We start from the raw sequence: 20,676 nt of genomic DNA on the forward strand, positions 1-20,676 counted from the left end.
AAGGATCCGTGCCATGCCCCAACGGCTCTGCAGCGGGCTGCTGCAGGCCTGCCTGGCCGTGGCCATGGCCGGCTGCCTGCCGCAGCAAGGCGGGGCACCGGGGGCAACAGTCCGCCCCGAGGACACGCCCGATCGCCTTGTGGTGGCCAGCAGGAACCGCGTCGACACCGTCGACCCTGCCGGCGCCTTCACCTTCGGCGCCATGCAGCTGCTGAGCGCCCTCGGTGATCCGCTCTATGCCGTCAGTGACACGGGCGAGCTGGAGCCGAGGCTGGCCCTGGCGCCGCCGCAGCTGAGCGCCGATGGTCGCACCGCCACCATTCCCCTACGCCGCGGTGTGCGCTTCCACGACGGCACCCCGTTCGATGCCGCGGCCATGGTGTTCAGCCTTGAGCGCTTCCTGGCCATCGGCAAGCTCAGCTACCTGCTCGGCGACCGGGTCAGCGATGTGCGGGCTCTGGACTCCCACACCCTGGAGTTGGAGCTGCGCCAGCCCTTCGCTCCCCTGGCGGAACTGCTCAGCGCCGTGGCCCTCACCCCGCTCTCCCCCACCGCCTACCGCCAGCACGGCGACAGCCTGCTCAACGAACGCTTCGTGGGCACCGGCCCCTACCGGCTCACCTTTTTCAGCAAGCAGCAGCAGCGGCTGGAGCCCTTCGAGGGCTACTGGGGTGAGCAGCCGGCCAACGACGGCCTTGACCTGGTCTCCCTCAGCAACTCCACCGCCCTGTTCGGTGCCCTGATCAGTGGCGAAGTGGACGTGCTGCTCTCCACCAGCCTGGAGATCGACCAGCAGGCCGCCCTGCGCAGCCGCGCCCGCCGCGGCGAGCTGCAGGAGAGCAGAGGGCCGGCACTGGAGATCAGCTACCTCACTCTGCTCAGCGACCAGCCCCCCTTCGACGACCCCAGGCTGAGGCAGGCCCTGGCCCTGAGCCTGGATCGGGCCACCATCAGCGAGCGCGTCACCCTGGGCCTGCGCGCTCCCCTGCGGGAGCTGGTGCCGCCCAGCCTGCCGGGCTCCGATCCCACCGCCTGGGTGAGTTACGACCCCGAGCGCGCCCGGGAGCTCTACCGCCAGGCGGGCTACTGCCAGGGCAAGCAGCTGCCCCTGCCGCTCACCTTCCGCTCCAACATCCCCAGCGACCGCCTGTTCGCCCTTACCTGGCAGGCCCAGCTGCAGGAGGATCTGGGCGATTGTGTGCGGCTGGAGGTGAGCGGCATGGAATCCACCACGGCCTACCGCCAACTCGGCGAGGGGGCCTTCACCCTGATCCTGCTCGACTGGATGGGCGACTTCCCCGACGCCGACAACTACCTGATCCCCCTGCTGGCCTGCAGCCAGGAGGAGGGGGAGCGCTGCCTCGAGGGCGCCAGTGCCGCCAGCGGCAGCTTCTGGGCCCATCCAGGGCTGCAGCCCCTGCTGCGCCGCAGTGAGAGCAGCCAGGGCGAGGAGCGCCATGCCGTGCTGCAGCGGATTCAGCGGATCACGGCCGCCGCCAACCCCTACGTGCCCCTCTGGCTGGTGTCGCCCAAGGCCTGGGCCCAGCCTGGGGTGAGTCAGCCCCGCTTCGACGGTTCCGGGCGCCTGCTGCTCCAGGCCCTGGCGCCGGCGGGGGCTGGGCCCGTGGGGGCAGCCCGATGAGCCGCCGCCGCGCCCTGGTCCAGTACGTGGGAGCCCGGCTGGCCCTGGCCCCGGTGATGCTGTGGCTGATCGCCACCCTGGTGTTCCTGCTGCTGCGGCTGGCCCCCGGCGATCCGATCGACGCCCTGCTGGGCACCCGCGCCCCGGAGGCGGCCCGGGCCGCTCTGCGCAGCCGCCTCGGCCTCGACCAGCCGCTGCTGCACCAGTACGGCCACTTTCTGGGCGATCTGCTGCGCGGCGATCTGGGCGACTCCCTCACCAACCAGGAGCCCGTGAGCGGCGTGATCGGCCAGACCCTGCCGGCCAGCCTGGAGCTGGGCAGCGTGGCCCTGCTGCTGGCGGCCGTGGTGGGCCTGGCGGTGGGCTTTTCCGGGATCGCCCGGCCCGAAGGCAAGCTCGACCTGGCCGGCAGGCTCTACGGCATCGGCACCTATGCCCTGCCCCCCTTCTGGGCGGCCATGGTGGTGCAGCTGGTGTTTGCCGTGTGGCTGGGCTGGCTTCCGGTGGGCGGCCGCTTTCCCCCCACGCTGCTGCCGCCGGAGGGGAGCGGCTTCTATCTGCTCGACAGCCTGCGCAGCGGCCTGGCCAGCGGCCAGTGGCAGGCCCTGCAGGGCACCCTGCGGCACCTCACCCTGCCGGCCGGCACCCTGGCACTGCTGCTGAGCGGCATCTTCGCCAACGCCCTGCGCCTCAACCTGCGCCGCAGCCTCGGCAGCGACTATGTGGAGGCAGCCCGCAGCCGGGGCCTGGGAGAGGCGCGGGTGATCCTGCGCCATGCCCTGCCCAATGCCCTGTTACCGGTGCTCACGATCACGGGCATCACCGTGGCCTCCCTGATCGGCGGTGCCCTGCTGATCGAGGTCACCTATTCGTGGCCCGGGATCGCCTACCGGCTGCAGGAGGCGATCAGCCAGCGCGACTACCCCCTGGTGCAGGGCATCGTGGTGGTGGTGGCGGCCCTGGTGGTGCTGGTCACGGTCACCGTGGACGTGCTGGTCGCCCTGCTGGATCCCCGCATCCGCTTCTGAGCCCCTGAGCTCAGGGGCTGTGGATGGCACGGCGCCAGCGCTCGGCCTGGTCTGGATCGAGCACGTAGCCCGTGATGCCGTTGTGCACCCGCCGCTGGGGGGAGAGCAGGGAGGGGTGCTGGGTGCTTTCCAGGAACTCGATCGTGAGCGCCAGCAGCAGCTCCTGCACCCGCTCGGGCTGCTCCCCCACCAACTGGTCACCGAGGCGGAACAGCGGCTCGTTCTGCGCCGCCAGCCGCACCGGCGAGAAGTGGCTCCCCCCATCCACCACCACCAGGCGACTGCGGGGATCGCTGCTTCCGTTGAACAGGCCCAACTGCTCGGTCACGGGCGGGGTGACCAGATCGAGGCTGCCGCCCACCACCAGCACCGGCACGGCCAGATCGGCCAGGCCGCGGCTGGGCCACAGCAGACTGCCGAAGCCGTTGAAGGTGATCACCCCACGCAGGGGGATGGCGTCCGGCAGCGACGAACCACTCACCGGAAAGGAACTGCTGGCGCCATCGCCGGTGATGTCCGGGAGCTGGCACTGCAGGAGGCGCGAGAGGTTCGTCACCGGCAGGGAGGAGAGGGCCTGCTGACAGCGCTGCCGCAGCCCCTGCTCGGGCACCAGGCCCGCCGCCATCAGGGCCGCCAGGCCACCGAGGGAGTGGCCGATCAGCACCAGGCCGTCCTCCCCTGAGGGCTGGGGACCGAACGACGGCAGGCTGCCCTCGCGGCGTGCCGTCAGCACGGCCTGCAGATCCGCCAGCCGGTCGGGCAGCGACTCCGCTCCCGGTGGTGGGCCCTCCCCCCTCAGGGAAGCCTGCACCGCCTGCTCGTCGCTGCCGGGATGTTCGATCACCAGCACCGGCCAGCCCCGCTCCGCCAGGGCCGCCGCCAGCCAGCTGAGCTGCTCGGTGTTGCCGCCCAGCCCGGGCATCAGCAGCAGCCAGGGGCCCCGCTTGGCCCGGCGAGCCGGCCAGAGCTCCAGCGGCAGGGGCTCGGAGCGGTGGGCCACGGTGAGCTGAATCTGCTGGGGGGCCCCGAGCTGCTGGCGGCCGATCAGCAGGCTGCGGGAGCTGCGCCTGGGCAGCGGCAGCTGCCGCAGCCGCTGGATCGCCAGCTCCTGGCCCTGGAGCTGGCGACGCCAGTCAGCTGCCAGGTCCAGCAGGCCATCGATGCGCAGATTCAGCCTCTCTGGAGGCAGGGCCTGCAGCAGGTCGAGGGTGGTGATCGTGCTCTGGCGCTCCAGCAGCTGCTGCAGGGTCTCCAGCAGCAGCACGCCGGTGTTCTCGCCGGCGGCGGTGGTGATCAGGCCCCCCACCTCGCGCAGCATCGGCTCCCCGGTCCAGCTGCTCAGCAGCTGGAGGCCGAAACCACGGTCCCGCAGCAGAGGGGCCCGCAACAGCCTGATCAGCCCCTGTCTCGACTCGGCATCGAGCAGATTGAGCCAGAGACCGAGGCTGCCGCTCTGGCCATCCGGCTGCAGGGTCCAGGCCGCCAGCTCATCGAGATCGATCGGCAGCCTCAGCCCATCCAGTTCCACCACCACCTCCCCGGAGGCGCGCACCGGCTGGGGGGCGAGGGCAGGCACCAGGAGGGGGGGGAGCAGCAGCAGACTGGCCAGCAACCGCGGCAGGCAACGAGCAGGTGATGGCAGAGGCCGAGGGGGCAACGGAGGGGACGCCGCGGCGTCGGGGCTGGTGGTTCCAGTTTCCCGCGCCGCTGCGCGAAGTGGCCTGGGTGCGGCTGGTGGGATCGATCGGGGCCGGTGGCGTGCTCTATCTCACACCGATGGTGTTTCACCAGCAGGCCTTCAGCGCCGCCAGCGTCACCCAGGGGGTCGCCCTGGCAGCCCTGGCGGGCACGGGGGGGCGTTTTCTGAGCGGCTGGCTGCTGGATCGCGGCCTCAACTGCTCAGTCCCCGTGCTGCTGGCGGCCCTCACCGCCCTGCTGGCCGATGTGCGCCTGCTGGGAGCCCTCGACCTGCCGGCCTACCTGCAGGGCCAGCTGCTGATGGGCGTGTCCATGGGCCTGTACTGGCCGGCGATTGAGCTGGCCGTTCCCCTGAGCTGCCAGCAGGGGGCTCACACCATCCCCTCGGCCCGTGGCTATGCCCTGGTGCGGAGCGCCGACGCCGCCGGCATCGCCACCGGGGCACTGCTGGGGGCTGGACTGGCCGCAGCCGGCCAGTTGCGCTGGATCTATGGGGTGGACATGGTCTGCCTGGCGGCCATGGCGCTGCTGCTGGTGCTGCGACCGCTGCCCAACCCGAAGCGGCGCGCCGTGGGCAGTGGCCTGGAACTCGGCAGCGGCTGGTGGCGGCCACTGCTGCCGGTGCTGGCCGTGGCCCTGCTGGCCACCGCCCTGCCCGCCCTGATGCAGAGCGCCCTGCCCCTGGACCTGGTGCGGGGCGGCCTGGAGCGCCAGGCGCTGCCCGAGAGCGTGGGGGCCCTGTTGATCGGCCTGAAGCTGGGTCTGCTGCTGCTGATCCAGTGGCCGGTGGGTCAGGCCCTGGCCCGGCGCCCCGTGCGGGTGGGGCTGGGGCTGAGCCTGGCGGCCTTTGCCCTGGGCACGGCCCTGCTGGGGGCCTCAGCCCTCAGCGGGGCCGGCCTGGTGTTGGTGCTGCTGGCCCAGATCCCGCTGGCCTTCGGCGAGGCCGCCTTTCTGCCGGTGGCCAGCGAGGCCGTGGTGGAGATCACCCCGCCCCAGCACAGGGGCCTGGCCATGGCCCTGTTCTCCCAGTGCTTTGCCCTCAGCGCCCTCACCGCTCCGCTGCTGGCGGGTCTGGCCCTGGATCGCCAGGGTCACGGCGTGGGGGTGTGGTTCACGGCGGCAGCCCTGTGTCTGGGGGGCCAGCTACTGGTGCAGAGGATCAGGCCGAGGTCTCTGGTGGCTGCCTGAGGGCCCAGGCCTCATGGGGCAGCGGTTCGGTGCCGTACTCCCAGTCGTCGTAGTCGGGATCGTTGCGGATCTTGCGGTGCAGCTCCTTCTGGGCGTCGAAGTTATGGGGGTGGTCGGCGGGGAGATCTGGAGTAGGGCCGGCAGGTTGGGCCTTCTCGGGGGCCGCCTCGCCCGGACCTGATGTCTGGCTCATGGTGTCCTCCGTTGGGGGTCTTGATTCTGACCGATGCCAGGCCCTAGGCCCCCCGCCATGGAGGCTGCCTGGGGGTGTGCATCAGCTCAGACATTGAACAGGAACTCCATCACGTCGCCCTCGACCACCACATAGTCCTTGCCCTCACTGCGCAGCCAGCCCCGGGTGCGGGCCTCCGCCAGGGAGCCGGCCTCCAGCAGCTGGCCGCAGCCGATGGTCTGGGCGCGGATGAACCCCCGCTCGAAATCGGTGTGAATCACTCCGGCCGCCTGGGGGGCGGTCATGCCGGCGGTGATCGTCCAGGCGCGGGTCTCCTTCTCGCCGCTGGTGAAGTAGGTGCGCAGGCCGAGCAGCGAGTAAGTGGCGCGGATCAGGCTCTGCAGGCCCCCCTCGCTCACCCCGAGGCCCTCGAGGAATTCGGCGCGATCCTCCAGGGGCAGCTCGATCAGCTCGGCTTCCACCTGGGCGGAGATGCGCACGGTTTCGGCGCGCTCCCGGGCGGCCAGGGCCACCACGGCCTCCCCATGGACATTGCCGCCGGCGAGATCGTTCTCGCTCACATTGGTGGCGTAGATGATCGGCTTGGCACTGAGCAGACCGAGCGGTTTGACCAGGGCCAGCTCCTCAGCGCTCAGGTCGAGGTTGCGGGCGGCCCCTCCGGCCTCCAGCTCCGCCTGGATGCGCGCCAGCACGGCATCTTCCTGTTGGGCCTCCTTGCTGGTGCGCACCTGCTTCCTGAGCCGTTCCCGGCGCTTCTCCACCTGGCTGAGATCCGCCAGCCCCAGCTCGAGATTGATCACCTCCGCATCCCGCTCCGGCCCCACCGAGCCCGACACGTGAATCACGTCGTCGTCCTCGAAGCAGCGCACCACGTGCACGATGGCGTCCACCTCGCGGATGTTGGCCAGGAACTTGTTGCCGAGCCCCTCCCCCTGGCTGGCCCCCGCCACCAGGCCGGCGATGTCCACGAACTCCACCCGCGTGGGCACGATCTCCTTGCTGCGGCTCAGCTGGGCCAGCTGATCGAGGCGTGGGTCAGGCACTGACACCACGCCGCTGTTGGGCTCGATCGTGCAGAACGGATAGTTGGCCGCCTCCGCCTGGGCGTTGGCCACCAGGGCGTTGAACAGGGTGGACTTGCCCACGTTGGGCAGCCCGACGATTCCGGCTTTGAGCATGGGGGAAATCTACGGGCCGCAGCCCGGCCCCCTCGGCCGCGAGACTGGGGGCAGATGCTGGCCAGGCCGATTCCGATCCTTACCCCCCGCCGGCCCAGGACTCCGGCCGACTCCAATCCCTCCACCGACGCTCCAGAACCAGCTCAGAACGGCGATTCAGGCGCCCCTGCCCCGGCATCCAGATGGTGGCAACGGCGGCGCCTCTGGGCTGTGGCCGGCGTGGCCATCGTGCTCGTGCTGGCGGCGGGGGTGGTATGGCAGCGCCAGCGCAACGCGGCGTCGGCCAACCTTGAGCCCTACACCGTGCTGGCCCAGTCCGGTGACCTGCCCGGCGTGGTGAGCGCCTCCGGGGAGCTGGAGGCCGTCAAGCGGGTGAACGTGAGTCCCAAGCGCCAGGGCGTGCTCCAGGAACTGTTCGTGGAGGAGGGCGACCAGGTGCAGGCCGGCCAGGCCCTGGCCCGCATGGACAGCGGCGATCTCGCCGACCGCCTCAATGAGCTCAGGGCCCAGTTGCAGTCGGCCCAGGCCCAGCTGATGCGCAGCCGCAGCGAACTGGAGCGCAACGAAAAGCTGTTCGAGGAAAACGCCATCAGCCTCAGCGACTACAACACCGTGCGCAGCACCTTCCTGGTGGATGAGGCTGCCGCTGAAGCCGCCCGTCAGCGCCTGGCGGCCCGCAAGGTGGAGCAGGCCGACCTGATCGTGCGCGCCCCGTTCGCCGGCGTGATCACCCAGCGCTTCGCCGATCCAGGCTCCTTCGTGACCCCCACCACCGCCGCCTCGGCCACAGCAGGCGCCACCAGCTCCTCGATCGTGGAGCTGGCCCAGGGCCTCGAGGTGGTGGCCAAGGTGCCCGAGAGCGACATCGGCCGCATCCGGCTCGCCCAGCAGGCCAGCGTGCGGGTGGATGCCTTCCCGGACCGCCGCTTCGAGGTGGTGGTGAAGCGGATCACCCCCCGGGCGGTGAAGCTGAACAACGTGACCTCCTTCGACGTGGTGCTGCGCTTCCTCGAGCCCCAGCCCGATCTGCGCATCGGCATGACCGCCGACGTGGACTTCAGGACCGGCCAGGTGCAGGCCGAGACCCTCGTGCCCACCGTGGCGATCGTGACCGAGGACGGCCGGCCCGGCGTGCTGCTGGTGGACAAGGATCGACAGCCGCTGTTCCAGCCGGTGGAACTGGGCATCAGCGGCGGCAAGGACACCCAGATTCTCTCCGGCCTGGAAGCCGGCACCAGGGTGTTCATCGACCTGCCCCCCTGGTCGAACAAGCAGCGCTGAGGGCGCGGCCCGCGTGGGCTCAGGCGTCCTGGCCGGTCAGGAATTGCCGCGCCGCCGCCACGATCCGGCCGCTGGCCTGCCCGTCGCCGAAGGGGTTGTGGGCCCGGGCCATCGCCTCATAGGCCGCCGCATCGCTCAGCAGGGCTGAGGCCTCTGCCAGGATGTCGCTGCTGGCGGTACCGATCAGCTTGGCGGTGCCGGCCTGGATCGCCTCGGGCCGTTCGGTGGTGCGGCGCAGCACCAGCACCGGCTTGCCCAGGGCGGGCGCCTCCTCCTGCAGCCCGCCGGAATCGCTGAGCACCAGAGTGCAGCCCCGCATCGCCGCCACCAGCTCGTCGTAGTCGAGCGGTTCGGTGAGGAAGGCCCGCGGGTGAGTACCCAGCAGCTCCTGCAGCGGCTCCCGCACCGTGGGGTTGCGGTGCAGGGGCAGCAGCAGGGCCGTGTCGGGGAAGCGTTCCAGCAGCGCCAGGAATCCCTGGCCGATCTCGCGCAGGCGTTCACCCCAGTTTTCGCGCCGGTGCACCGTGGCCAGGATCACCCGCTGCCCTTGCCAGTCGAGGCCGTCGAGCCCATAGGCCGGGGCCCGCTCGGCCATCTGCAGCAGGGCATCGATCACGGTGTTGCCCGTGGTGAAGATGCGGCCCACCACCCCCGAGGCCCGGCAGTTGGCGGCCGCTTGCTCGGTGGGGGCGAAGTGGAGCTGGGCCAGCTGGGAAATCAGCCGCCGGTTGGCCTCCTCCGGGAAGGGATCAAGGATGTTGTCGGTGCGCAGGCCGGCCTCCACGTGCCCCACGGGGATCTGGCCGTAAAAAGCGGCCAGGGCCGAGGCGAAGGCGGTGGTGGTGTCGCCCTGAACCAGCACCAGATCGGGAGGGTGCTCGGCGAACTCCCGTTGGAGACCCTCGAGGGCGGCGCAGGTGATGTGGGTGAGGGTCTGCTGCGGTGCCATCAGGGCCAGGTCGCAGTCGGCCGTGAGGGCGAACAGCTCCATCACCTGACTCACCATTTCGCGGTGCTGGCCGGTGAGCACCACCCGGGTGCGGAAGTCGTGGGCCTGCTGGAACGCCAGGATCACCGGGGCCAGCTTGATCGCCTCTGGCCTGGTGCCCAGCACGATGCTCACGAGGGGCTTGGTCAAGGCGGGTCTGCGGACGGCGGGATCCTAGGAAGGGGCCCTCCAGCGGCCAGTCAAACCGCCCTGCGGGCCTCGATGCACGAAGACCCCGACGTGACCTGATCGGCGAGATCCGCGACCGCGAGACCCTCTCCACCGCCATCGAGGCCTCCCACACGGGCCAGTTGGTGTTCGGCAGTCGCAAGCGCTGCTGGCTGTGGTATCCCAGAGCCTGATCAAGACCAGGGAGGGGCAACACACCGCCTACCTGGACATCCTGCTGAACACTGATGCCTGCAGGGATGACATCCAGCGCGGCGAACTCGATGCGATTGAGGAGATCATGAGGCGTAGCCGCTTCGGCGGCATGCAGACCATCAACCAGTCGCTGCTGGATCTGGTGAACGCCGGCAGGGTGGAGGAGGGGCCTTCAGGGGTAGAACCTGACTCCGGCTCAGCCCATGGCCAGCCTGGCCAGCAGCAGCACCGTCAGCCCCACAGACAGGCCGAGCATGGCCAGACGTCCGTTCCAGATTTCGGCCTGGGGGGTAAAGCCACGCCGCCAGGCGTTCAGCTCGGTGGGGCTCACCGGCTCATGGTCGGGCTCGCTCGGCTTCAGCGCATGGCCGTCCTGAACGGCGGCCTCGACTTCCGTGCCCACCACGGCCCCTGGCTCGCTGTCCATTTCAGCGTCTGCGGGGGGCATTGGAAATCCACCGGTTGCTGTTCAGAATAGGGCTGTTGTGTTGACGCCCTGTCTCGCAGCCTCCAGGCTCCACTCTGCTCAGAAACAGGCCGCAGCTTCATAGAGCCTGTCCGCCTGCTCGAGGGGCCAACGGGCCGACACACCGAGGTTGGCGCAGCTGGTCTGGCCCAGGTCCAGGCGCTGACAGGCCGCCACCCCGATCATGGCGGCGTTGTCGGTGCAGAACGGCAGGGGAGCCACCCGCCACTGGAGGCCATCGCGGCTGGCCCGCTCCTGCAGCAGGGCCCGCAGCCGCCGGTTGGCGGCCACGCCGCCCACCAGCACCAGGGTGCCGAGGCCCAGGTCGCGGGCACAGCGGCAACTGCGCTCCACCAGCACCTCCGCCACCACCTGCTCGAAGCTGGCGGCCAGGTCGGCCAGCGGCAGCGGCTCTCCGCTCTGCTGCAGCGACCGCACCAGCCGCAACATCGCCGTCTTGAGCCCGCTGAAGCTGAAGTCGTAGGGGTGGTAGCCGCCCTCAGGCCTCGACACCCTGCCCTTGGGCAGAGCGAAGCGATGGGGATCCCCCGCGCCCGAGACGGCCTGAATGGCAGGTCCACCGGGATAGCCCAGCTCCAGCAGGCGGGCCACCTTGTCGAAGGCCTCGCCGGCCGCGTCGTCGTGGCTGCGCCCCAGCCGCCGGTAGAGCCCTGGGCCGCTCACCTGGATCAGCTCCGTGTGCCCGCCGCTGACCAGCAGCACCAGGTAGGGACCTGGCGGCAGCGGATCGCCGAGCTGCACCGAGCAGAGATGACCCTCCAGGTGATGGATGCCCAGGAAGGGCCGGCCATGGAGCCGGGCCAGGGTACGACCGGTGAGCGAGGCCACCAGCAGGGCCCCCAGCAGCCCAGGTGTGGCGGTGGCGGCGATGGCATCCATGGCGGCGGGGCCAAGGCCGGCCTGGCGGCAGACCCGATCGATCAGGGCGGGGAGGGCCTCCACATGGCGCCGCGAGGCAATTTCGGGCACCACGCCGCCCCAGCGGGCATGCTCCTCCACCTGGGAGGCCACGGCGCTGGCCAGCACCGTGCGATCGCGCACAATCGCAGCCGCTGACTCGTCACAACTTGTTTCGAGGGCCAGAACCGTTGGCATGGCGCCCGGGGAGCTCCCCTACTGTCCGCGAGTGACATCCTGCCCTGCGGCCCCACGCCGATGCAGGGCTCCGCAGGGCACTCTTCCCGGCTTCTACCCAGGCTTTCCATGCGACGTCTTCTCCCCCGCCTGTGTGCGGTTCTGCTCTCGGCCTTTCTGCTCATCGGCCTTGCCCCCGTGGCTTCGGCCGCGGAATCGGTGGCCGGCCTGACCCCCTGTGCCGAGAGCCCCCGCTTCCAGCAGCGGGCCTCGGCTGCCAGCACCGACCAGGCCAAGTCCCGGTTCAACGTGTACAGCCAGGCCCTCTGCGGCGATGACGGCCTGCCCCGCCTGATCGTGGATGGCCGCTTCAGCCACGCCGGTGATTTCCTCATCCCAGGCCTGCTCTTCCTCTACATCGCCGGCACGATCGGCTGGGCCGGCCGCTCCTATCTGATCGCGATCCGCGGCAGCAAGGACGCCACCATGCGTGAGATCCAGATCGACATGCCACTGGCGTTCAAATCCACCCTCGCCGCCGCTGTCTGGCCTCTCGCTGCCTTCAGTGAGTTCGCCGGCGGGAAGATGATTGAAGCCGATTCCAAAGTGACCGTTTCCCCCCGCTGATTCCTGGAACCATGAAAAAATTCCTCACCACCGCCCCTGTCGTGGCCGCGATCTGGTTTACCTTCACGGCCGGCCTCACCATTGAGATCTTTCGCGCCTTCCCCGACCTGATCCTTCATCCGCTCTGAAAGCGAACCTTCAGCCCCTCATGGTCTGACCTTCAGATCCTTTAACGGCCCTCCGGGGCCGTTTTTTCATGACGGCGCTCGTTGGGTGCCGGGCCGTTGGCGTGTTGTCCCCTGGGGTGCAAGCACCACCGCCGCATCAGCCGGGGCCAGGCCAAGGGCCGCCTCCAGCTCAGCCACGGCCGCTTCAAGGTCGCCGTTGACCAGCACCCCATCGAACTCCTCCTCAGCGGCCAGTTCCACCGTGGCCCGCTGCAGCCGGCGGCGGATCGCCTCCTCGCTGTCGGTGCCCCGCCCACGGATGCGGCGCTCCAGCTCCTCCAGGGAGGGGGGCTTGATGAACAACTGATAGCCAGCCTGGAAGGTCTGCCGCACCTGGCGGGCCCCCTCCAGTTCAATCTCCAGGAGCACGGAGCAGCCTGCCTCCAGATGCTCCTCCACCGGCCGCCGCGGCGTTCCGTAGCGGTTGCCGGCAAACTCGGCCCACTCCAGAAATCCCCCCTCCTGCACCAGCTGCTCGAAGCGCTCGCGGCTGAGGAAGAAGTAGCTGCTGCCCTCCTGTTCGCCGGGCCTGGGGGGCCGGGTGGTGGCCGACACCGACAGCCAGAGTTCGGGATGGCGCCGCAACAGCTCGGCCACCAGCGTGCCCTTGCCCACCCCGCTCGGACCGGTGATCACGGTGAGTCGGGCCATGGAACGCGCGCAGGCAGGGCTGCAGAGTAGAAGCCACACGCGGAAGGGCTGGAGCGCAGCCATGGCGAGCCTCCAGGCCCAGGACGTGACCAGCCTCAAGGCGGTGCTGGCCGAATGGCGGCGCCTGCTGCTGCCCAGCCGCCTGGAAAAAGCCCAGCAGGCCGGCCCGGGCACCATCCAGCTGGGGCTGCGCCACCTGCAGGGGATGCAGTGGCTGGAGCTGAGCTGGCAGGCCGAGGCGGCCCGGGTGCACGCCATCGCCCCCCCGCCGCGCCAGGGTGAGGGCAGCACCCTGGCCCAGCAGCTGCAGCACGGGCTCGGTGGACTGGCCCTGGTGAGCCTTCAGCAGGTCGGCTGGGAGCGGGTGCTGGAGCTGGGCTTCGCCCGCCGCCCCGGTGAGGCTCCGCAGCGCTGGCTGGTGGCTGAGCTGATGGGCCGGCACAGCAACCTGCTGCTGCTGGAGCCCGATGGCGACGGCCGCCAGGTGGTGGCTCTGGGGCGCCAGGTGAAGACAGCCCAGTCGCGGCTGCGGCCGATCGGCACCGGTGATCCCTACCAGCCACCCCCGCCCCTGGACGGGGCCCCGCCCAGCCGCGCCGAGAGCTTCGAGCGCTGGCGCCAGCGCGTGGCCCTGCTGCCCCTGCCGCTGGAGCAGGCCCTGCGCAGCGCCTACCAGGGCATCAGCCCGGCCCTGGCCCGCCAGCTCGCCCCGCCGCAGTGGCTGCAGCAACCTGTGACCGAGCTGCAGAGTCACCAGTGGGAGCTGCTCTGGCAGCGCTGGCAGCTCTGGCTGGCGGCGGTGGAGGCCGAGCGCTTCTGCTGGCAGGGCGACGCCGAGGGCTACCGCTGCTGGAGCGCCGAGCCCCATGCGCAGCCACCAGCCAGCGCCGCGATGCCGATCAACCGCGGCCTGGCTGCGTTCTATGGCCGCGCCCTGGCCCAGCAGAGCCTGAGCCAGCAGCGCCGGCAGCTGCAGCAGCAGCTGGAGCGGCTGCTGCGGCGCGAGCAGCAGCAGGCCGGCAGCCAGCAGGCCCTGCTCGATGCCGTACCGGAGAGCGACGCCCTGCAGCTGCAGGCCGATGCCCTGCTGAGCCAGTTCCAGCCCAGCCGCAGCTGCATCGACACCGCCCAGAAGCTCTACCGCCAGGCCCGCAGGCGACGCCGCTCCGTGGCGGCCATTCAGGAGCGGCTGGCCTGGCACGGGCAGCGCCTGGCCTGGCTGGAGGCCAGCCTCACCTACCTCGACCAGGCAGAGGATCTCGAGGCGCTCCAGGGCCTGGGCCGGGATCTGGAGGAACACCTCCACCCCGGCGGCAGGCCAGCCCGGCAGTCCCGGCGGGGCAGCGGCCAGGGTCGGGAGGGCCAGCCCCTCGAGCTGATCAGCCCGGGGGGGCTCACGCTCCAGGTGGGCCGCAACCACCGCCAGAACGAGTGGATCGCCTTTCGCCAGGCCCGGCGCGGCGACCTCTGGTTCCATGCCCAGGAGCTACCGGGCAGCCACGTGGTGCTGCGCAGTTCGGCGGCAGCGGCAGGGGAGGACGATCTGCAGGCTGCGGCCGATCTGGCAGCCCACTTCAGCCGCGGGCGGGGCAACCGCCGCGTGCCTGTGCTGATGGTGCCCACGGCAGAGCTGCAGCGGATTCCGGGCGCCGCCCCCGGCACGGTGCGGCATCGCGGCGGCAGCCTGCTCTGGGGGGAACCGGAGCGGGCTCTTAGCCTGCTGGCAGCACGGCAACCATGACGGACACCTCCCCCCAGGATCCCGGCCGTGCCGGGCCACCGCCGCCGATCCGGATCGAGGTCGGTCGGGGTGAGCGGGAACCCCGTCCCGCCACCCCCGGCGGCGCCCTTGCTGGCGAGGAGTTCCCAGGCGAAGTGGAGATGAGCCTGGTGGACCACATCGAGGAGCTGCGGCGCCGGGTGCTGCGGGCCCTGCTGGCCCTGCTGGCGGGGGCGGCCCTGTGTCTGGTGTTCGTCAAACCGCTGGTGCGGCTCCTGGAGATGCCGGCCGAGGGCATCCGCTTCCTGCAGCTGGCGCCGGGCGAGTTTCTGTTCGTGTCTCTGAAGGTGGCGGCTACGCCGGGCTCACCCTGGCCCTCCCCTACGTGTCTACGAGGGTCTGGCCTTCGTGCTGCCGGGTCTGAACCGGCGGGAACGGCGGCTGGTGGCGCCGGCGGTGGCGGGCTCGGCGGTGCTGTTCGCCGCCGGGCTGGCCTTTGCCTGGTGGGCTCTGGTGCCGGCCGCCCTGCGCTTTCTGGTGAGCTATGGCGCCGATGTGGTGGAGCCGAGCTGGTCGATCGAGCGCTACCTCGACTTCGTGCTGCTGCTGATGGTGGCCACCGGCCTGGCCTTCCAGCTGCCGGTGCTGCAGCTGCTGCTGGGCGCCCTTGGGCTGGTGCGCTCCGGCGCCATGCTCTCGGGCTGGCGCTGGGTGGTGCTGCTGGCGGCCCTGGCTGGAGCGGTGCTCACCCCCTCCACCGATCCGGTCACGATGCTGCTGCTCACCGGCGCCATCAGCGCCCTGTATCTGGTGGGCGTGGGCCTGGTGGCCTTCAGCGAGCGGCTTCGGGCCTGGCCGGCCGGGGCCCAGCCCCTTGGCTCGGAGGAGGCCTGAGCTCAGAGAAAGAACTCACTGGCCCGCTCTGGCGGCAACTCCAGGGCCAGGCCCAGGGCCCGACCCAGTCTGGGCTTATCGGAGGTGGTCTCCAGCCAGGCCCTCACCTGGCCCGCCACGCCCAGCCCATTCAGCAGCCCCGTGAGCTCCTCCAGCTTGGCCGCGTAGGCCTCGGCGGAGAGCGGGAACGACTGCTGTTCCAGATAGGCCCACATCACCTGGAGATAGAGGCGGCCGCGGCGCTGCACCAGCTGCAGGTCGTAGCTGGCCTGCCAGCGCCGGCGCAGCAGGCCGAGCAGCTCCTCGGCGCTGAGGGGAGACGAAGGATCCACAACCACAGACGCTCAGGCCCCTATGCCAGTACCAGGGAATCCGGGCCGAGCCAGAAATCCGCAACGGGTTGTTGCAGAGCCCCCGCCAGGGCCCATGGGCAGCCCGGCTCAGGTGGAGTCAGGTCTTAGGGTGGCCGCCACGTTGCTGTGGCTTCCAGGCCGCCCTGTATGACCCAGATGCCAGCGAGTGCTTCGAGCGGTGATGTGCCCGGCATGGGCCGTCGGCAGTTCATGAACCTGCTGACCTTCGGCTCCCTCACGGGCGTGGCCCTCGGAGCGCTCTACCCGGTGGTCAACTACTTCATTCCGCCCAAGGCCGCCGGCGGTGGTGGGGGCACCTCCGCCAAGGACGAGCTCGGCAATCCCGTCACCGGCAGCGGCTGGCTCAGCTCCCACAAGGAAGGGGACCGCAGCCTGGTGCAGGGTCTCAAGGGCGATCCCACCTACCTGATCGTGGAGGGCGACGACGCCATCGGCAGCTATGGCATCAATGCCATCTGCACCCACCTGGCTGCGTGGTGCCCTGGAACGGCGGCCAGAACAAGTTCATCTGCCCCTGCCACGGCTCCCAGTACGACGCCACCGGCATGGTGGTGCGAGGACCGGCTCCCCTCTCCCTGGCCCTGGCCCATGTGTCCGTCGAAGACGACAACGTGTTCCTCAGCCAGTGGACCGAAACCGACTTCCGAAACGGCGACAAGCCCTGGTGGGCCTGATCCGCTTTCCCCGTTCGCCCCTGTCGCCCCACCCCTGATGCGCCGCTCCCTCTCCCTGCTGCTCGGTTGCCTTCTCAGCGTCACCGTGCTGCTCGGTGCCGCTTCCCCCAGCTGGGCCTACCCCTTCTGGGCTCAACAGAACTACGACAGCCCCCGTGAAGCCACGGGCAAGCTGGTCTGCGCCAACTGCCACCTGGCCAAGAAGGCCACCCGCATCGAACTTCCCCAGGCCGTCTTCCCGGACACGGTGTTCAAGGCCGTGGTGGAGATTCCCTACGACACCTCGGTGCAACAGCTCTCCGGCGATGGCAGCGGCACCGGCCTCAATGTGGGCGCCGTGGTGATGCTGCCCGATGGTTTCACCCTGGCCCCCCAGGATCGCCTCAGTGAGGAGCTCAAGGAGGAAACGGCGGGCATCTACTACACCCAGTACTCCGACGACCAGCCCAACATCCTGCTCGTGGGTCCTCTGCCTGGCGACCAGCACCAGGAGATCGTCTTCCCCCTGCTCTCCCCCGATCCGGCCCAGGACAGCAGCATCCACTTCGGCAAATACCAGCTGCACGTGGGTGGCAACCGTGGCCGCGGCCAGGTGTATCCCACCGGTGAGAAGTCGAACAACACGATCTTCAACGCCACGGCCGCCGGTACCGTCTCCGCTGTGACTCCCGCCGATGGCGGCGCCACCGTGGTGGAGATCACCACGGCAGACGGCTCCGTGATCAGCGAAACCATCCCGGCCGGTCCGACCGTGACCGCCGCCGTCGGTGAGACCGTGGCGGCCGGCGCACCGCTCACCAACGACCCCAACGTGGGGGGCTTCGGCCAGATCGACACCGAGGTGGTGCTGCAGGATCCCGTGCGGATCTACGGCCTGCTGGCGTTCTTCGCGGCCATTGCCGTGGCCCAGATCTTCCTGGTGCTGAAGAAGCGCCAGGTGGAGCGAGTGCAGGCCGCCGAAGGCATTGTCTGAGCTGGTCGGCCCCGAGCTCTCTCTCAGGCCCTTGAACGTGCTTCTTGTGTTCACCTCCCCGGGGCCCCTGGTGTTCCAGCTGGGCCCCCTTTCCGTGCGCTGGTACGGCCTGCTGATCGCCCTGGCGGTGCTGGCGGGCCTCACCCTGGCCACCCGGCTGGGCCGGCTGCGCGGCATTGAGCCCACCCTGATCGCCGACCTGCTGCCCCTGCTGGTGCTGGGAGCCGTGATCGGCGCCAGGATCTATTACGTGCTGCTCGAATGGCGCCAGTACGAGGACAACTGGGTTGAGGCCCTGGCGATCTGGCGGGGCGGCATCGCCATCCACGGCGCCCTGATCGGCGGCGGCCTCACCACCGTGCTCTATTGCCGCTGGCGTCGCCAGCCCTTCTGGCCCCTGCTCGACGTGCTGATGCCGGCCGTGGCCCTGGGCCAGGCGATCGGTCGCTGGGGCAACTTCTTCAATTCCGAGGCCTTCGGCCTGCCCACCGACCTGCCCTGGAAGCTGCAGATCCCCCTCGCCAACCGGCCCACGGAATTCCTGGATCAGGTGGATTTCCATCCCACCTTCCTCTACGAATCGCTCTGGAACGTGGGCGTGTGTGTGCTGCTGCTGGTGCTGTTCCGCCAGGGCCAGAAGGGCCGCATCTCCCTGCCGGCCGCAGCCTCAGCTGCATCTACCTGATGGCCTACAGCGCCGGCAGGGTGTGGATCGAGGGCCTGCGCATCGACCCGCTCTGTCTGTTCTCCCAACCGCCCTTCTGCGAGGGCGGTCTGCGCATGGCCCAGGTGGTGAGCCTGCTGCTGATCGTGCTGGGTGGCCTGGGCCTCTGGTGGCTCTACGGCCGCCAGCGCCGCCTGCCTGACCCCAGCGGGTGGTGCAGTGACGCCACGCGTCTCGATCGTGGGGGCCGGCCCCGGCGCCGTGGACCTGCTCACCCTCAGGGCGTTACGGGCCATCGAGCAGGCCGAGGTGCTGGTGTGGACCGACTCGCTGGTGAGCCCCGAGATCGCGGCCCTGGCCCCCGAAGGCTGCGAACGCATCCGCACCAGCACCCTCACCCTGGAGCAGGTGATGGCGCTGGTGCAGGAGCGGGCCGCAGCAGGCAAGCAGGTGGTGCGCCTGCACGATGGCGATCCCTGCCTCTATGGCGCCCTGCACGAGCAGATCTGCCGCCTGGCCGATGCTGAGCTGGCCGTGGAGGTGGTGCCCGGCCTCAGCGCCTATCAGGCCACAGCCGCAGCCCTGCAGCAGGAGCTCACCATTCCCGGCCTGGTACAGACGATCGTGCTCGGGCGCGCCGGCGGGCGCACCGGCGTTCCCGAGAAGGAATCCCTGGGCCGGCTGGCGGCCCTCGGGGCCTCCCTCTGCCTCTACCTCAGTGCCCGCCACGTTCAGGAGGTGCAGCAGGAGCTGCTGCAGCACTACCCCCCGGACACCCCCGTGGCGATCGGCTACAGGGTGAGCTGGCCGGACCAGTGGCTGCAGGTGGTGCCGCTCACGGCCATGGCCCAGGCCAGTGAGGAGCGGGGCCTGATCCGCACCACGCTCTACGTGGTGAGTCCGGCCCTGGCTGCCAGTGCCGAGGCCCGCTCCAAGCTGTACTCAGCCAGCCACCACCACCTCTTCCGCGGCGGAGCCTGAGGCTGCGGCGGGGCCTGAAGCCTCGGCCGTGCCGTGCAGCTCCCGCTCCAGCCTGGCCCGATCGAAGCCGCAGCCCAGCCGCGCCACGATCTGCTCCAGGTCGCGGGCGGCATTGCCCAGGCAGCAGCTGCCGCCGGGGGAGGGCGTCACGTTGAACACCAGCCCGGGGCGGGCGGGGATGCTGGCCTCCCCGAGCAGCAGGCGGCGCTGGCGCTTGTCGATCAGCTGGGGACGCACCCCGCCGTAGCCCTCGGCAAAGCGCAGGTCCTCGAGCTGCATGCCCGGCACGATCTTGCGGGCATCGGCCAGGAACAGGCGCCGCCGCAGCCAGGGCACCTCGAACAACAGATTCCTGAGGATGTAGCGGCGGATGTCGCCCACCCGCAGCAGCTGCCAGGCCACCGCCAGCACGGCCCAGTCCAGGCGCAGCACCTTGAGGAACTCCCAGAAGGAGGCCAGGCGGTAGCGCTCCAGCAGCGGCAGCGGCAGGGCCGTGGGGCCGAAACGGGTCTTGCCCGGAGCCCGCACATCCGGATCGCCGTGGATGGCCGCGAAGGGAAGTTTGTCGTTCTGAACGGTGTAGACCTTGCCGTTGAGCAGATCTGGGGTGAAGTAAAAGCTGCCGGCCACCGGCAGGCAGGAGTACTCCAGGCCGTAGCCCATCTGCTGAGCCATCAGCAGGCTGTGGGCCCCGGCGTTCACCACCACATGGCGGGCCCACAGCTGCCGTTCCGCCTGGTCTGCCGCCGCAGAGCAGCCCGGGGTGGGGGTGAGCAGCACCCGGAAGCCCTCCCCCTCGGGCGTGATCGCCGCCACGGTGGTACCCAGTTGGAGCTCCAGCTGGCGTTCGCTGCCCGCTACCGCAGCGCGAGCTTCGGCCACGAAGGAGGCCGAGAGGGCCTCGTAGTCGACAGCGGTGTAGCTGCCGCGAATGCCGATCGCCGCCAGCTCTTCAGGGCGCGGCTGGCCGTTCAGCAGGGCGACCCGGGGCTCCCAGGCCGCGATCGCTTCGGCATCCAGCAGCTCCATGGCCGGGAAATGGGGCGAGAAGCGCTGGAAGCGCTCCCGCAACAGGGCGCACTCCTCGCTCCCCACCCCGAGCACCATCTTGGGTGTGCGGAACACGCAGCGCTCCCGGCTGGCTGGATCGAGCAGCTCGGCGTAGCGCACGATCATCTCGGCGGTGCGCTTCACCTTCAGGGCCTTCTCCAGCGTGTAGTTGGTCTCGATGTCGCCGCAGTGGATCGTCTGGCTGTTGTTGGTGGCGCGGGAGTTGACGCTGGCCAGGGCGTCGTAGCGCTCCACCAGGGCCACCCGGCCCAGGTCGGTGTAGCGGGCGAGCTCGAACAGCAGGGCCGTGCCGCACACTCCTCCGCCCACGATCAGCACGTCCACGCTGGCGTCACTGGAGCGGGGAGCCTGCTCAGCTGCCGGGCCTGCGGCAGTGGGCGGGAACTGAGGGGCGCTGCTCACAGGCACATCGGAACGGCCCACCATTTTGGCTGATGCCAGCAGGCACAGGATTGGCCGATGCCGGCAGAGACAGGTTCCGGCGGTGTTTTAAGCTCCCAGGACGGCACCGGATCCGCAGGGTCAGGGCCGAATCAACGGGCGATTAGCACAGCGGTAGCGCACTTCCTTCACACGGAAGGGGTCACTGGTTCGAGTCCAGTATCGCCCATGTCAGCGAGCCCCCAAGCGGGGGCTTAGGACGGGAAGGCTCCGTGGGCTGCCGTCACCACCGGTGCATCACTGGGGCACCAGTGGTGACAGTTGGCAGCCATTCCCTGCAGAATCTCCACCATTCTGG

The 20,676-nt window shown here is 70.2% G+C and carries 18 protein-coding genes, 1 tRNA gene and 4 pseudogenes; 14 read left to right on the plus strand and 9 right to left on the minus strand.

Annotated features, from left to right (window positions below; genetic code table 11):
- Positions 1 to 13 precede the first annotated feature (13 nt).
- Both IQ220_RS02935 and IQ220_RS02940 read left to right on the plus strand, forming a co-directional pair.
- Complete coding sequence (locus tag IQ220_RS02935; RefSeq protein ID WP_193912890.1) at positions 14 to 1,642, plus strand: ABC transporter substrate-binding protein; 1,629 nt, start codon at positions 14 to 16, stop codon at positions 1,640 to 1,642.
- Positions 1,639 to 2,670: an ABC transporter permease gene (locus IQ220_RS02940; RefSeq protein ID WP_186697014.1), complete on the plus strand. Its 1,032-nt coding sequence runs from the start codon at positions 1,639 to 1,641 to the stop codon at positions 2,668 to 2,670. The genes IQ220_RS02935 and IQ220_RS02940 overlap by 4 nt, the downstream gene beginning before the upstream one ends.
- 10 nt (positions 2,671 to 2,680) lie before the next feature.
- Here IQ220_RS02940 and IQ220_RS02945 read toward each other — a convergent pair whose 3' ends face one another.
- Positions 2,681 to 4,282: an alpha/beta fold hydrolase gene (locus IQ220_RS02945; protein WP_228008790.1), complete on the minus strand. Its 1,602-nt coding sequence runs from the start codon at positions 4,280 to 4,282 to the stop codon at positions 2,681 to 2,683.
- Positions 4,283 to 4,305: 23 nt separating this feature from the next.
- On the opposite strand from IQ220_RS02945, the gene IQ220_RS02950 reads away from it, so the two are divergent.
- Entirely contained in the window at positions 4,306 to 5,556 is a 1,251-nt protein-coding gene (locus IQ220_RS02950; protein ID WP_228008789.1) for an MFS transporter, read from the plus strand.
- Here the strand turns inward: IQ220_RS02950 and IQ220_RS02955 are convergent.
- A complete protein-coding gene (locus IQ220_RS02955) occupies positions 5,528 to 5,749 on the minus strand; it encodes a hypothetical protein (RefSeq protein ID WP_186700887.1) in 222 nt (73 codons plus the stop codon). The genes IQ220_RS02950 and IQ220_RS02955 overlap by 29 nt on opposite strands.
- 86 nt (positions 5,750 to 5,835) lie before the next feature.
- Complete coding sequence (gene ychF / locus IQ220_RS02960) at positions 5,836 to 6,927, minus strand: redox-regulated ATPase YchF (protein ID WP_193912888.1); 1,092 nt, start codon at positions 6,925 to 6,927, stop codon at positions 5,836 to 5,838.
- Between the two features lie 219 nt (positions 6,928 to 7,146).
- Between ychF and IQ220_RS02965 the strand changes: the two genes are divergently transcribed.
- Positions 7,147 to 8,208 (plus strand): efflux RND transporter periplasmic adaptor subunit, encoded by a 1,062-nt coding sequence (locus IQ220_RS02965; RefSeq protein WP_370566298.1) that lies wholly within the window; start codon positions 7,147 to 7,149, stop codon positions 8,206 to 8,208.
- A gap of 19 nt (positions 8,209 to 8,227) precedes the next feature.
- On the opposite strand, the gene wecB is transcribed toward IQ220_RS02965, so the two are convergent.
- On the minus strand, positions 8,228 to 9,346 hold the full coding sequence (gene wecB / locus IQ220_RS02970; protein ID WP_193912886.1) for a non-hydrolyzing UDP-N-acetylglucosamine 2-epimerase: 1,119 nt from the start codon (positions 9,344 to 9,346) through the stop codon (positions 8,228 to 8,230).
- Positions 9,347 to 9,403: 57 nt separating this feature from the next.
- On the opposite strand from wecB, the pseudogene IQ220_RS15495 reads away from it, so the two are divergent.
- Positions 9,404 to 9,743: pseudogene (locus IQ220_RS15495) on the plus strand (ATPase, T2SS/T4P/T4SS family); the annotation flags it as partial.
- Between the two features lie 33 nt (positions 9,744 to 9,776).
- Here IQ220_RS15495 and IQ220_RS02975 read toward each other — a convergent pair.
- Both IQ220_RS02975 and tsaD read right to left on the minus strand, forming a co-directional pair.
- Complete coding sequence (locus tag IQ220_RS02975; RefSeq protein WP_186700653.1) at positions 9,777 to 9,941, minus strand: high light inducible protein; 165 nt, start codon at positions 9,939 to 9,941, stop codon at positions 9,777 to 9,779.
- A gap of 165 nt (positions 9,942 to 10,106) precedes the next feature.
- The gene (tsaD, locus tag IQ220_RS02980; RefSeq protein WP_186697017.1) at positions 10,107 to 11,162 is read right to left on the minus strand and encodes a tRNA (adenosine(37)-N6)-threonylcarbamoyltransferase complex transferase subunit TsaD; all 1,056 of its coding nucleotides are present in this window, start codon (positions 11,160 to 11,162) and stop codon (positions 10,107 to 10,109) included.
- A 108-nt stretch (positions 11,163 to 11,270) separates the two neighbouring features.
- Here tsaD and IQ220_RS02985 point away from each other — a divergent pair, with 108 nt between their 5' ends.
- Both IQ220_RS02985 and IQ220_RS02990 read left to right on the plus strand, forming a co-directional pair.
- Entirely contained in the window at positions 11,271 to 11,768 is a 498-nt protein-coding gene (locus tag IQ220_RS02985) for a Photosystem I reaction center subunit III (RefSeq protein ID WP_193815442.1), read from the plus strand.
- Between the two features lie 11 nt (positions 11,769 to 11,779).
- Entirely contained in the window at positions 11,780 to 11,896 is a 117-nt protein-coding gene (locus IQ220_RS02990; RefSeq protein WP_193815443.1) for a Photosystem I reaction center subunit IX, read from the plus strand.
- A 66-nt stretch (positions 11,897 to 11,962) separates the two neighbouring features.
- Here IQ220_RS02990 and gmk read toward each other — a convergent pair whose 3' ends face one another.
- Positions 11,963 to 12,586, minus strand: coding sequence for a guanylate kinase (gene gmk, locus IQ220_RS02995; protein WP_193815444.1), 624 nt, complete (start codon positions 12,584 to 12,586; stop codon positions 11,963 to 11,965).
- Between the two features lie 61 nt (positions 12,587 to 12,647).
- On the opposite strand from gmk, the gene IQ220_RS03000 reads away from it, so the two are divergent.
- On the plus strand, positions 12,648 to 14,327 hold the full coding sequence (locus IQ220_RS03000) for an NFACT RNA binding domain-containing protein (protein ID WP_228008788.1): 1,680 nt from the start codon (positions 12,648 to 12,650) through the stop codon (positions 14,325 to 14,327).
- A 140-nt stretch (positions 14,328 to 14,467) separates the two neighbouring features.
- A pseudogene (tatC, locus tag IQ220_RS03005) lies at positions 14,468 to 15,200 on the plus strand (twin-arginine translocase subunit TatC).
- 2 nt (positions 15,201 to 15,202) lie between these two features.
- Here the strand turns inward: tatC and IQ220_RS03010 are convergent.
- The gene (locus IQ220_RS03010; protein ID WP_370561503.1) at positions 15,203 to 15,532 is read right to left on the minus strand and encodes a DUF3067 family protein; all 330 of its coding nucleotides are present in this window, start codon (positions 15,530 to 15,532) and stop codon (positions 15,203 to 15,205) included.
- Positions 15,533 to 15,700: 168 nt separating this feature from the next.
- Between IQ220_RS03010 and petC the strand changes: the two are divergent.
- The 4 genes and pseudogenes from petC to cobM all read left to right on the plus strand — a co-directional run bounded on the left by petC (position 15,701) and on the right by cobM (position 18,866).
- Positions 15,701 to 16,248: pseudogene (gene petC / locus IQ220_RS03015) on the plus strand (cytochrome b6-f complex iron-sulfur subunit).
- A 37-nt stretch (positions 16,249 to 16,285) separates the two neighbouring features.
- Positions 16,286 to 17,221 carry a cytochrome f gene (petA, locus tag IQ220_RS03020; protein ID WP_186697024.1) on the plus strand — a complete coding sequence of 312 codons (936 nt, stop codon included), beginning with the start codon at positions 16,286 to 16,288 and terminating at the stop codon, positions 17,219 to 17,221.
- Between the two features lie 31 nt (positions 17,222 to 17,252).
- Positions 17,253 to 18,097, plus strand: a pseudogene (gene lgt / locus IQ220_RS03025) (prolipoprotein diacylglyceryl transferase); the annotation flags it as partial.
- A 7-nt stretch (positions 18,098 to 18,104) separates the two neighbouring features.
- Complete coding sequence (gene cobM, locus IQ220_RS03030) at positions 18,105 to 18,866, plus strand: precorrin-4 C(11)-methyltransferase (RefSeq protein WP_186697026.1); 762 nt, start codon at positions 18,105 to 18,107, stop codon at positions 18,864 to 18,866.
- Here cobM and IQ220_RS03035 read toward each other — a convergent pair.
- On the minus strand, positions 18,828 to 20,363 hold the full coding sequence (locus IQ220_RS03035) for an FAD-dependent oxidoreductase (RefSeq protein WP_193912882.1): 1,536 nt from the start codon (positions 20,361 to 20,363) through the stop codon (positions 18,828 to 18,830). The two genes, cobM and IQ220_RS03035, sit on opposite strands and share 39 nt — an antisense overlap.
- A gap of 112 nt (positions 20,364 to 20,475) precedes the next feature.
- Between IQ220_RS03035 and IQ220_RS03040 the strand changes: the two genes are divergently transcribed.
- Positions 20,476 to 20,547: transfer RNA gene (locus tag IQ220_RS03040), tRNA-Val, on the plus strand.
- The last annotated feature ends 129 nt before the right edge of the window (positions 20,548 to 20,676 follow it).

It is taken from the genome of Cyanobium sp. LEGE 06113, assembly GCF_015207615.1.

Excerpts from the sequence above, each read along its gene's own strand:
- petA (WP_186697024.1), top strand. The coding sequence starts at position 16,286 with ATGCGCCGCTCCCTCTCCCTGCTGCTCGGTTGCCTTCTCAGCGTCACC.
- IQ220_RS02935 (WP_193912890.1), top strand. The coding sequence starts at position 14 with ATGCCCCAACGGCTCTGCAGCGGGCTGCTGCAGGCCTGCCTGGCCGTG.
- IQ220_RS03035 (WP_193912882.1), bottom strand. The coding sequence starts at position 20,363 with ATGGTGGGCCGTTCCGATGTGCCTGTGAGCAGCGCCCCTCAGTTCCCG.
- ychF (WP_193912888.1), bottom strand. The coding sequence starts at position 6,927 with ATGCTCAAAGCCGGAATCGTCGGGCTGCCCAACGTGGGCAAGTCCACC.
- gmk (WP_193815444.1), bottom strand. The coding sequence starts at position 12,586 with ATGGCCCGACTCACCGTGATCACCGGTCCGAGCGGGGTGGGCAAGGGC.
- IQ220_RS02990 (WP_193815443.1), top strand. The coding sequence starts at position 11,780 with ATGAAAAAATTCCTCACCACCGCCCCTGTCGTGGCCGCGATCTGGTTT.
- IQ220_RS02950 (WP_228008789.1), top strand. The coding sequence starts at position 4,306 with ATGGCAGAGGCCGAGGGGGCAACGGAGGGGACGCCGCGGCGTCGGGGC.
- IQ220_RS02985 (WP_193815442.1), top strand. The coding sequence starts at position 11,271 with ATGCGACGTCTTCTCCCCCGCCTGTGTGCGGTTCTGCTCTCGGCCTTT.
- IQ220_RS02940 (WP_186697014.1), top strand. The coding sequence starts at position 1,639 with ATGAGCCGCCGCCGCGCCCTGGTCCAGTACGTGGGAGCCCGGCTGGCC.
- IQ220_RS02955 (WP_186700887.1), bottom strand. The coding sequence starts at position 5,749 with ATGAGCCAGACATCAGGTCCGGGCGAGGCGGCCCCCGAGAAGGCCCAA.
- tsaD (WP_186697017.1), bottom strand. The coding sequence starts at position 11,162 with ATGCCAACGGTTCTGGCCCTCGAAACAAGTTGTGACGAGTCAGCGGCT.
- IQ220_RS03000 (WP_228008788.1), top strand. The coding sequence starts at position 12,648 with ATGGCGAGCCTCCAGGCCCAGGACGTGACCAGCCTCAAGGCGGTGCTG.